7 protein-coding genes are annotated in these 11703 nt (G+C 64.9%); 5 read left to right on the forward strand and 2 right to left on the reverse strand.

Annotation, left to right across the window (positions count from 1 at the left end):
- From recQ to zwf, 4 genes are all read left to right on the forward strand, one after another.
- Window positions 1–1544 (forward strand): DNA helicase RecQ (gene recQ, locus VGN46_RS01285; RefSeq protein ID WP_331639780.1); only part of this gene is annotated, 1544 nt, incomplete at its 5' end.
- 188 nt (window positions 1545–1732) lie between these two features.
- Window positions 1733–3388, forward strand: coding sequence for a YbaL family putative K(+) efflux transporter (gene ybaL, locus VGN46_RS01290; RefSeq protein ID WP_331639782.1), 1656 nt, complete (start codon window positions 1733–1735; stop codon window positions 3386–3388).
- 100 nt (window positions 3389–3488) lie between these two features.
- Window positions 3489–5315: a glycoside hydrolase family 15 protein gene (locus tag VGN46_RS01295; protein WP_331639785.1), complete on the forward strand. Its 1827-nt coding sequence runs from the start codon at window positions 3489–3491 to the stop codon at window positions 5313–5315.
- Window positions 5312–7105, forward strand: coding sequence for a glucose-6-phosphate dehydrogenase (gene zwf / locus VGN46_RS01300; protein WP_331639787.1), 1794 nt, complete (start codon window positions 5312–5314; stop codon window positions 7103–7105). The genes VGN46_RS01295 and zwf overlap by 4 nt, the downstream gene beginning before the upstream one ends.
- Before the next feature lie 111 nt (window positions 7106–7216).
- Here the strand turns inward: zwf and VGN46_RS01305 are convergent, their stop codons facing one another.
- On the reverse strand, window positions 7217–8128 hold the full coding sequence (locus VGN46_RS01305) for an AraC family transcriptional regulator (RefSeq protein WP_331639789.1): 912 nt from the start codon (window positions 8126–8128) through the stop codon (window positions 7217–7219).
- 150 nt (window positions 8129–8278) lie between these two features.
- On the opposite strand from VGN46_RS01305, the gene VGN46_RS01310 reads away from it, so the two are divergent.
- Window positions 8279–9112, forward strand: coding sequence for an oxidoreductase (locus VGN46_RS01310; protein ID WP_331639791.1), 834 nt, complete (start codon window positions 8279–8281; stop codon window positions 9110–9112).
- A 91-nt stretch (window positions 9113–9203) separates the two neighbouring features.
- On the opposite strand, the gene VGN46_RS01315 is transcribed toward VGN46_RS01310, so the two are convergent.
- Window positions 9204–10979 (reverse strand): DUF3300 domain-containing protein, encoded by a 1776-nt coding sequence (locus VGN46_RS01315; protein WP_331639793.1) that lies wholly within the window; start codon window positions 10977–10979, stop codon window positions 9204–9206.
- Window positions 10980–11703: the final 724 nt, after the last annotated feature.

The following is an 11703-nucleotide window of genomic DNA, read 5'->3' on the forward strand; positions in this document are numbered from 1 at the left end:
CGCTGAGCGGCGAAGCGGCGAATGCGGTCGAACGCCAGTTGCTCGCGGGCGAACTCGACCTGCTCTACGTCGCGCCAGAACGCCTGCTGATGCCCGGTTTCCTGGCGCTGCTCGAACGCAGCCGGATCGCACTGTTCGCGATCGACGAGGCGCATTGCGTATCGCAGTGGGGCCACGATTTCCGTCGCGAATACCGCGAACTGAACCTGCTGCACGAACGCTGGCCGCACGTGCCGCGCATCGCGTTGACCGCGACCGCCGACGAGCCAACGCGACGCGAAATCGTCGAGCGGTTGCAGCTTGACGACGCACGCCAGTTCATCAGTTCGTTCGATCGTCCTAACATCCGCTACCGCGTGGTGCAGAAGGACAACGCACGCAAACAGTTGCTGGATTTTCTCAAGGCGCATCGCGACGACGCCGGCATCGTGTATTGCCTGTCGCGCAAGAAGGTCGAGGAAACCGCTGCGTTTCTCGTCGGCAACGGCATCGATGCGTTGCCGTATCACGCCGGCCTGAATGCACAAACGCGCGCAGAAAATCAGCGGCGATTCCTGCGCGAAGACGGCGTGGTGATCGTTGCGACAATCGCGTTCGGCATGGGCATCGACAAGCCCGACGTGCGCTTCGTCGCCCACCTCGACCTGCCGCGCAGCATGGAGGGTTACTACCAGGAAACCGGTCGCGCGGGTCGCGATGGCCTGCCGGCCGAAGCGTGGATGGTCTACGGCCTTGGCGACGTGGTCACCATGAGCCAGATGATCGCGCAGTCTGAATCCGGCGATGACCGCAAGCGTATCGAGCGGCTGAAACTCGACAACCTGCTTGGCTATGCGGAAGCGACGCGCTGTCGTCGCCAGTTGTTGCTGGAGGCGTTCGCCGAACCGCATGCGGGTAACTGCGGCAATTGTGATAACTGCCTGGTCCCGCCAAAAACCTGGAATGCCACCCTCGCTGCGCAAAAGGCGATGTCGGCGATCTACCGCAGCGGCCAGCGCTACGGCGCCGGCCACCTCATCGAAATCCTGCGTGGCGAGGCCGGCGATCGCGTCCGCGATCTTGGTCACGACAAGCTCACGGTCTTCGGCGTCGGCGCCGACATGGATGCCACCCAGTGGCGTTCGGTCTTCCGTCAGCTGCTCGCCGCCGGCCTCGTCGAAGCCGACCCCGAAGGCTACGGCACGCTGCGTCTGTCGGCACAGAGCGGTCCCGTCCTGAAGGGCGAACGCAAGGTGCAGTTGCGCGAAGACGCGCGTCCGGCGAAAGGCCGGCGTACCCGTGGTAGTGCCCCTGCCGCGCAAAGCGTGCTGGGCATCGAGGCGACCGAAGAGCCCTTGTGGAACGATCTGCGCCGCGTCCGCTCTGAACTGGCCAAGGCACATGGCGTGCCGGCGTACGTCATCTTCCACGACGCGACCTTGCTCGCCATGCTGCGTGCGCTTCCGCAGGACGAAGACGAGCTCTCGGCCATCAGCGGTGTCGGTGAGAGCAAGCTGAAGCGCTACGGCAAGGATTTCCTCGCGGTTTTGACAGCCGCCTCCTGATCGGATTTGAGAGTATTCTCAAACCCGTGCCAGCGTTGAAAAAAATCGCGACGACGCGCTTGCATCGAACAGGGGTTGTCCCCAAACCTTAGGGGTTAACCCCATATCGATACGTTCGACGACGTGACGAGACGAGGGTGCATGCCGTGGCACACCGCCGCGGCCAACGACGACTCAGGGAGCCGCCCATGCACGACGCCACGCCACTCATTGCCACCATCGTCGGTGGCCTCGTCCTGGCCTTTATCTTCGGCGCTATCGCCAACCGCATCCGCCTGCCGGTCATCGCCGGGTACCTTGTCGCTGGCGTCGTCGCCGGGCCGTTCACGCCCGGCTACGTCGCCGATGCGAACATCGCACAGGAGCTCGCGGATCTCGGCGTCATCCTGCTGATGTTCGGCGTAGGCCTGCACTTTTCGCTGAAAGACCTGCTGGCGGTAAAGAATATTTCCATTCCCGGCGCCGCCGTGCAGATGGGCGTGGCCACGGGCCTGGGCATGTTGCTGGGCTGGGCGCTTGGCTGGCCCATGGCACAGGGCTTCGTCTTCGGCCTGGCCCTTTCCGTGGCGAGCACGGTGGTGCTGCTCCGGGCCATGGAAGAGCGCCGCCTGCTCGATAGCGATCGTGGCCGCATCGCCGTGGGCTGGCTGATCGTCGAAGATCTCGCCATGGTCCTCGCGCTGGTGCTGCTTCCGGCCCTGGCTGGTTTCCTCGGCGAAGGGCACGACGGCAACACACCGGGCATGGGCGAACTCGTGCAGACCGTCGCGATCACGGTCGGCAAGGTCGTCCTGTTCGTCGCGGTGATGCTCATCATTGGCAAGCGCGCCATCCCCTGGATGCTGCAGGCGGTGTCAGGCACCGGCTCGCGTGAGTTGTTCCGCCTGGCGGTGCTCGCCATCGCCCTCGGTGTCGCCTTCGGCGCCGCGCACCTCTTCGATGTGTCGTTCGAACTGGGCGCCTTCTTCGCCGGCATGATGATGGGCGAGTCCAAGCTCTCGCAGCAGGCCGCGGAAGAAACCCTGCCACTGCGCGATGCGTTCGCCGTGCTGTTCTTCGTCTCGATCGGCATGCTGTTCAATCCGCACGTGCTGGTCCAGCACCCCTGGCTGGTGCTGGCGGCGTGCTTCATCATCATCGTCGGCAAGTCCGCGGCCGCATTCGCCATCGTGCGCATGTTCGGCCGGCCGACCAAGACCGCGCTCACCATCGCCACCAGCCTCGCGCAAATCGGTGAGTTCTCCTTCATCCTGGCCAGCCTTGGCGTCTCGCTCGGCCTGCTCAGTGCGGAAGCGCGCGATATCCTGCTCGCCGCGGCGATTGTCTCCATCCTGGTCAATCCGTTGCTGTTCGTCGTGTTGGATCGCTGGGTGGCGAAGCATGATTCCGATGCACCCGATGAGCACCCGTCCATGCGCGGACATACCGTGCTGGTCGGCTTCGGTCGCGTGGGCCGCCGCGTCTTCGCCGAGTTGCAGGCCGCAGGTACACCGGTGCTGGTGATCGAGACCGACGAAGATGCCGTGCGTGAGTTGCGCGGGCAGGGCACCGCGGATGTGGTCATCGGCAACGCGGCGGCCGCGCCGGTGCTCGCCGAGGCCAATCTCGCCGCGGCCCGGGCGCTCATCGTGGCCGTGCCGGATCCGTTCGAAGGGGGGCAGGTCGTCCGGGCGGCCCGGGCCCTGCGTCCCGACCTGCCGATTGTCGCCCGCGCCCACTCGGTGGAATGCGTCAACCACCTGGCCGGGCTGGGCGCCAGCGAAGTGGTGTATGGCGAGCAGGAACTTGCGCACAGCATGTTCGAGGCCGCCCTGTCCAAGCCTGCAGGCGGCGGTGGGCACTGACGCAACGCGGGGCACGCTTGCGCAAGACATTGGCGGATACGCTGCCCTAACGTTTCGCTGGCTAACGTAAACAGGTTAGCCACTGCGAAACGGAGAGACGATGGCATCCCGGATCGAAGATTACGCCATGCTCGGCAACTGCCGGAGCGCTGCCCTGGTGGCACGCAACGGCTCGGTCGACTGGCTATGCCTGCCGCGGTTCGATTCCGCGGCGTGCTTCGCCGCCCTGCTGGGCGATGAGAATAACGGCCGCTGGGCATTAGCTCCGGCCGACCCCGATGCGACCTGCACACGCAGCTATATCGACGGCAGCCTGGTCCTGGAGTCGGTGTGGGCCACCGCGACGGGTAAGGCCCGGGTCATCGATTTCATGCCGTTCGCCGGCGACCAGGTGGGCATCACCCGGATCGTCGAGGGCATCGAGGGCCGGGTCGATTTCGAAAGCCGGCTCACGGTCCGTTTCGACTTCGGCAACGCCTTGCCCTGGGTGACTACCTGCGATGACGGTACGCTTACCGCCGTCGCCGGGCCCGACATGGTGGTCTTGCGAACGCCGGTGGAGATCGAAGGCGAGGGCATGGAGAGCGTGGGCCGTTTCCAGGTGAGATCGGGCGATACCGCACCCTTCGTCCTGGCCTGGGGGCCTTCCCACCTGCCGCCGCCCGAACCGCTGGATCCGAAGCGGGCGCTGGAGGATTCACTGGCTTACTGGGAAGGCTGGTCGAACCGCTGCAACGATAGTGGTGAGTGGAGCGATATCGTCCGCCGCTCGCTGATTGTCCTCAAGGGCCTCAGCTACGAGCCGACCGGTGGCATCGTCGCCGCACCGACCACATCGCTACCCGAACAATTCGGTGGTGAGCGCAATTGGGACTACCGATTCTGCTGGGCTCGTGATGCCACCTTCGTGCTGTCGGCGCTCGTCAATGCGGGGTACCACGACGAAGCCAGCGCCTGGCGCGACTGGGTGCGCCGCGCGGTCGCCGGTTCGCCCGGCCAGTTGCAGGTCTTGTATGGCCTGGCCGGCGAGCGCCGGCTTGAGGAGTACGAAGTCACCTGGCTGAAGGGCTATGAAGGAGCCCGCCCGGTACGTGTCGGCAACGCCGCCTCGAACCAGTTCCAGCTGGATATCTTCGGTGAACTGGTCGGCGCGTTCTCACATGCCATGAAGCACGGTGTGGTGTTGCACCCGGAAGCCGACAATGTCCAGGCAGTGTTCCTCGACCACCTGGCCGAGATCTGGCGCCATCCCGACGAGGGCATCTGGGAAATCCGCGGCGAACCGCGTCATTTCGTCCATTCGAAAGTGATGGCGTGGCTGGCCTTCGCGCGCGCCGCGGAGCAGAAGCGCGACGGCCTGGACCCGCACTACGTTCGTCGCTGGCGCAGCATCGCCGAGGAGATCAAGGCCGATATCCTTGCGAAGGGTGTCGACCCCGTGCGGGGGTGTTTCACCCAGTCGTACGGTTCCACCGAACTCGATGCGAGCCTGCTCCTGGTCACGCTCACCGATTTCCTGCCAGCGGATGACCCGCGCATCGTCGCCACCGTGCGTGCCATCGAAGAGGACCTGCTGGTCGGTGGCTTCGTGCGCCGTTATGACACCCGTAGCGGCGTCGATGGCTTGCCGCCGGGGGAGGGCGAATTCCTGCCGTGCAGCTTCTGGCTCGTGGAAAACTACGTGATGCTGGGCCGCATGGATGAGGCGCGCACGCTTTTTGAGCGCCTTGTTAGCCTCACGAATGACCTCGGCCTGCTCTCGGAGGAGTACGATCCCCGGTCGAAGCGCCTGTTGGGCAATTTCCCGCAAGCCTTTTCGCACGTCGCGTTGGTAAATGCCGCCTTTAGCCTGGCGCATGGTTACAGCGCCACGGCCGACATCCACGCCACCCCCGAATCCAACGTTCCCCAAGGAGTCAGTGCATGAGCCAAGCCCAACCGAAGCGCGCGACCTCCCGCGCTCATCCGGCCGACCCGTGTACCGTCGTGATCTTCGGCGCCGCTGGTGACCTCACCAGCCGCCTCGTCGTCCCCGCGCTGTACAACATGCGCCGTACGGGCCTGCTCTCGGATAATTTTTCGATCGTGGGCTTCAACCACGGCAAGATGTCCGATAACGCCTGGAAGAAGAACCTGCGCACCTCGCTCGAGCGCTATGTCTCAGGCGCGGGCCAGCGCCTCGATGAGGAGGCCTGGGGCTGGCTGAGCAACCAGATGACCTACTTTGCTGGCGATTTCGATGATGCCGCGTCGTTCCATGCGCTGGCCACCAAGCTCAAGGACGTCGACCGCCGCCGCGGCACCCAGGGCAACGTGTTGTTCTATCTGGCCACGCCCGAGCGTTTCTTCGGCGATGTGATCGAGCAGCTGCGCAAGGCCGGCCTGACCGACGACGGTGGTGTGAACGGCGACCACTGGCGCCGTGTGATCATCGAGAAGCCGTTCGGCCACGACCTGCACTCGGCGCAGGCGCTGAACGAGCGCATCCTCAAGGTACTCCGCGAGGATCAGATCTACCGCATCGACCACTTCCTGGGTAAGGAGACGGTGCAGAACATCATGGCGTTCCGCTTTGCGAACGGCTTGTTCGAGCCCATCTGGAACCGTGACCGCATCGACCACGTGCAGATCACCGTGGCGGAAACGGTCGGTGTCGAGCGCCGCGGCTCGTTCTACGAGCAGACCGGCGCGATGCGCGACATGGTGCCGAACCACCTGTTCCAGCTGCTTGCCATGGTCGCCATGGAGCCGCCGACCTCGTTCGATGCGGAAGCCGTGCGCACGCGCAAGGCCGAAGTGATCGAGGCGATCCGGCCGATCACGCCGGAAGATGCCGTACGTGGCCAGTACGGTCCGGGCGCGGTGAACAGCGAATTGGCTCGTGCCTACCGCGACGAGCCGGATGTGGCCCCGGATTCGGTCACCGAGACCTTCGTGGCGCTGAAACTTTCCATCGATACCTGGCGCTGGTCGGGTGTCCCGTTCTTCCTGCGTACCGGCAAACACATGGGCCGCCGCACCACCGAGATCGCGATCCGCTTCAAATCCGCGCCCATGGCCCCATTCCGCGGCACGGGCATGGATGCATTCGGTCCCGACTGGCTGGTGTTGCAGATCCAGCCGGATGAAGGCATCTCGCTGCAGTTCGACGTGAAGCGCCCCGGCCCGCGCGTGGAACTCGCCCCGGTCCGCATGGACTTCAAGTACGCCGACTGGTTCCGCGCCGAGCCGAACGTGGGGTACGAGACGCTGCTGTACGACTGCATGACCGGTGACGCCACGCTGTTCCAGCGCGCGGACATGGTCGAAGCGTGCTGGCGCGCGGTGCAGCCGGTCATCGATGACTGGGCGCAGCGTACCCCGGCGGATTTCCCGAACTACGCGTCGGGCAGTGCGGGTCCGGCGTCGTCGGATACGTTGCTGGCGATGGGTGGGCGTTCCTGGCGCCCGCTCAACACCGGCACCGAGCCGGCTCGTCGCGCAGCACGGCAGAAGGCCGAAGCAGGCTCGGCCGTGTTGGCCGCGAAAGAACCCGCGAAGCCGTCACGCACCAAGCGCGCCGCGGCAAAGAAGGTGTTGCGCGCGGCTTCGGTAAAGAAGGCTGCGCCGGCGAAGAAAGCGGCACCGGCGAAGAAGGCTGCAGTGAAAAAAGTCGCCGCCAAAAAGGCCCGTGCGAAGAAAACAGCGACCCGCAAATCCACCGCCAAGAAGCGCTAACACTAAGGGGCCCACGGGGCCCCTTCTTTTTTGTAGGAGCGCGCTTGCGCGCGATGGGTGCTCGCGGCGTCGAACACCCCGGTGGTTTGCGGGAGAGCGTCGGATGTTGCTTCAGTGCGAGGAGACGTACGTCGCGTTGGCGAAAGCCTCTGGAAGAGCGAACCCCTCGCGCACGCGCCTTGCTTCTGCGGCGGGCGGCGCCCCGAACAAGCGCTTGAACTCGCGGCTGAATTGCGATGGGCTGGCGTAGCCCACCGCATAACTTGCGGCTTCTGCGGTCAGGGATTGCCGCACCATCAGCAGCCGCGCCTGGTGTAATCGCGTGGACTTCAGGTACTGCATGGGCGACGCTTGGGTGATCGCCTTGAAGTGGGTGTGGAAGCTTGGAAGACTCATGCCGGCTTCGCTGGCTAGTTGCGTCACATCGAGCGGTTGCGCGTAGTTGGCATGGATGAGGCGCAAGGCTTGGCTGATCCTTCCGAATTGGCCGCGCATGGCCAGGGCGTTGCGCATGGTGTCGCCCTGGGCACCGGTGAGGACGCGGAAGTAGAGTTCGCGGAGTAGTCCAGGGCCGAGTACGGCGGCGTCGAGCGGCCGTTGCATGGCCTCAAGGAAGCGCAAGACCGATGCCTGCATCGGTTCGTCCATGGGCGTGGACATCATGCTGCGTGGAGCTCGCACGCGCTCCGCCGTCCTTTCGCGGTCGATCTGCGCGGCTACCTCGGCAGCGAGTGCGAAATCGAGGTGCAGGTATAGGGCCAGCAAGGGCCGCTCTGCGCTGGCGTCAGTTTCCATGGTGAAAGGCACGGGAACCGAGACCGCCAGGTACTGGTGTTCGTCGTAGAGGTAGAGCTCGTCACCGAAATAGCCACGCTTGCGGCCCTGGCAGACGATGACGATGCCGGGGTCGTAGAGCACCGGGGTTCGGGTGAGGGCGCGATCGGAGCGCAGGATGCGGACACTGGGGATGGCGGTGAGGTTGTAGCCCTCATCGGGGGCGAGCGCGCGAAGCAGTTCGATCACGCGCCTCTGGGCGGGCGAAACGGCGGGCGGCATGGGTGGATTGGATTTCCGCGTGTTCATAGGAATAGGCAAGAAAATGAGCGTATCGAACCTTATCCGCTAAGGCGTACTGGTGAATTATGCACTCCTGTCCTACGAAGGGAGACCCCCATGGCAACCCAGAAAATCATCCTTATCACCGGCGTCAGCAGCGGCTTTGGCCGCGCCCTGGCGCAGGAGGCCCTGGCTCAGGGGCATACCGTCGTAGGTACGGTGCGCAGCGTTGCGGCAAAAAGTGATTTCGAGGCGCTTAAGCCGCAGGCGGCATTCGGCCGCGTGCTGGATGTCACCGACTTCGATGCGATCGATGGCGTCGTGGCGGAGATCGAGCAAAACGTCGGGGCCATCGATGTGCTCGTTAATAACGCGGGCTACGGGCACGAAGGCGTGATGGAGGAGTCGCCGCTTGCCGAGATGCGCCACCAGTTCGACGTGAACGTCTTTGGCGCGGTGGCGATGATGAAGGCCGTGCTGCCGTTCATGCGCGGGCGCCGGCGCGGGCACATCCTCAACATCACCTCCATGGGCGGCTACATCACCATGCCGGGCATCGCGTACTACTGCGGCAGCAAGTTCGCGCTCGAGGGCATTTCCGAGACGCTGGGCAAGGAGGTCGCGTCGCTCGGTGTCGCCGTGACGGCGGTGGCGCCTGGTTCGTTCCGTACCGATTGGGCGGGGCGTTCGATGGCGCGGACCCCGCGCTCCATCGCGGATTACGATGCGATCTTCGACCCGATCCGGCAGGCGCGCGAGGAAAAGAGCGGCAAGCAACTCGGCGATCCCGTGAAGGCGGCGCGCGCGATGCTCGCCGCGATCGATGCAGAGAACCCGCCAGCGCATCTACTGCTGGGTAGCGATGCGTTGAAGTTGGTGCGGGATAAGTTGATTGCGGTCGATGCGTCGATACGTGAATGGGAGTCGCTGACGATTTCGACGGACGGGTAGGGGGACGCCCGCATTCTGTAGGAGCGCGCTTGCGCGCGATAGGGCTTGCCGCGAGCACCCATCGCGCGCAAGCGCGCTCCTACAAGGTCGGTTAGTCGTCTTTTTTGTGATCGTCGTGGTGGCGCTGTTGCTGCTGCGGGGCGGGGCGTTGTTGTTCGTGGTGTTCCTGCGGCTGCGGGCGCGGTTCCTGGTGTGGTTGCGGCATCGGGCGTTGCATTTCGCGAGGGGCCTGGATGTGTTGCTCCGGTTGCGGCATGGGGCGTGGTGCTTCGCGGCGTTGCTCCGGTTGCTGCGGTTGAAAGCGCTGTGGTTCGTTGCGTGGCATCTGGGGCATGCGCGTTACGTCGGGCTGCGGTTGTGTGCGCGGCGCTTGTGGCTGGGCGCGCACGGCTTGCGGTTCCGGGCGTGGTTGCTGCAGGTTCTCGTGCGGCATCTGCTGCGTTTGTGGCACGTGCGCTGTGGGGTGCGGCGGCTGGCCTTGCGGTGCGGCCTTGGCGGCGGCTACAGGTCGTGCGAGCGCCGGGTTCGTGGAGGCAATCGGATGTCCGGCCTGCGGCCGCTCGCCTCGGTCGATCTGGCCTGGTGCTTGCGGCGTGCCAGCGAACGGGCGCGCGCCTTGGGCGACGTTCGGCGTGTTTGGCCGTTCCGGCGGTAACGCGGGCCGTGCATTCGGCGCTGTCGCGTGCATCGCGCCTGGTGCGAAGTTGGGCCGTTGCATGTGCGCGTAATCCGGCTGCGCCGGGTGCGCGGCCGGTGCGGCGGCGCCTCGCGGACCAAACGCCTGCGGAGCGCCCGCAAAACGTGGCGCTCCCGGTGGTGGCGCACCCACGCCCTGCGGCCCTGTCGGTGGCGCGCCGGGGCGGTTATAGGTGTTGCCGAAGTTATGTCGGTTGTCGATGTGCACCGAGCGATCGACGTAGCGGTTGTTCACCACCGTGCGATTCACGACGTACGGGTGGTTGTCGTAAACCACGGCCGGGCGGCCACCGTCGTGATAGCCGCCCCATGAGCTGTGCCAGCTATCCCAGCCCCACGGACGATCATGGTGTTCGTGGTGGGCGAACAGCTCGCCGACGAGGATGCCGGTGCCAAAAGCGACGGCGCCCACGATCACGGCATCGCGGTAACGCGGGGCGGGCTCGACGTAGCGGGTTTCATAGACCGTGGAATAGACAGGCTCGCCGTAAACTTCATCCGGGTCGTACTGAGGCACATACACCACACCCGGATCGGAGGGCTCGATCTCGATCGTCTGCGCCGGTGGCCCGACGATCTCGTCTTCTTCCACCACCGTCGTCTGCGAGACCGGCGCGCCGCGATCCACCACGTGTACCTTCTGCTGCGATGTGCTCTTCAGGTTGCCCTTGGCTTGTGCACGCGAGCGCATCACCTGGATCGCATTCATCACGTCGGAAGGATTGTTGGCGTACGCCTGGCCAAGCGCATCGGTCCAGTCTCCGTTGTTCGCCATCTGGTCGAGCACGGCGGGGAAGGCGACCAGCGACTTCACGCTCGGGTCCCAGGGCTGGCTATCGGCGGCGTCGATGAGCGCCGCACCGGTGAGGTTGCTGTTGTCACGCAGGAACTGGCGAGCGCCGTCGACCTGGTCAGGGTGCGTCGAGGCGGCGAGCGTCTGCGCGACGAGGTTGTCGGGGAACAGCGCGATCGGCGCGACCAGCGCATAAAGCTGCTCGGCCGTGGGCCGCTGGTACGGTGCGGCTTCGACCGGAGCGGCCGGCGCGCTTGCGGCCGCAGCGGGGGCATCGGCCGCTTGCGAAGGCGGCTCGCGGTTACAGGCCGCCAGCGCCGTGATAATGGCCGCCGATAGCAGGGTCTTTAGGGAAACATCGAGGAACGCTCGCGACATCGGGGATGCCTTTCCTTGGGTGTGTGGGGCCGAGCTTTGCGCGGCGTGGCTTACTGCGGCCTGTCTCCAGCGGGTGCCGCCACATCGCGTTTACCTGCGCGTTGGACTTCGCAAAAGCCTGCGACAACAGCCCATGTAGGAGCGCGCTCGCGCGCGATCCCGGGACGGCCAAAACGCCGCAGATCCTGCCGCGCCTGGTGGAAAGATGTCGCGCGCAAGCGCGCTCCTACAAGGGATTTTGCGCTGCGGTGCAGCATTGGGGCCAAAGGGGCACCGGTGTGGGGTAGTCGTTGGCGAGTGCAAGGAAAAAACTTCACGCGGGAGCGTGGGTTAGCCGACTCACGGGGTCCGGCTGACCCCTAGTGGATCGATCCAAATGACTTTGAGAATTTTCCGCACTGCACGAAACTGGCTTTTCATTAGTATTCATTAAAAACAGTGACATACAGCGCAATGCTTGTCTTTAGATCGAGTTAAAAAAACCGTTGACATCGTTGTCAGCGGCGCTAAAACTCCGCTTGGTAATACAGCTGCAACAGCGAACACGACGCGGTTCGATCCAGGGCGATACGTCGCCACCGCGGCAGGGCGCAGGGCACCAAAACAAAAAATCCGTAGGCCGAACGACTGACGAACGCGGGCGCAAGCCCGTGCGGTGGCGTGCGTCCTGCAAAAAGGCTTCCCCAGGCCTCTATCCGAACCCCCAGGAGCTCGATGTGAACCA

The organism is Luteibacter sp. (assembly GCF_036500425.1).
Taxonomy (GTDB): Bacteria; Pseudomonadota; Gammaproteobacteria; order Xanthomonadales; family Rhodanobacteraceae; genus Luteibacter.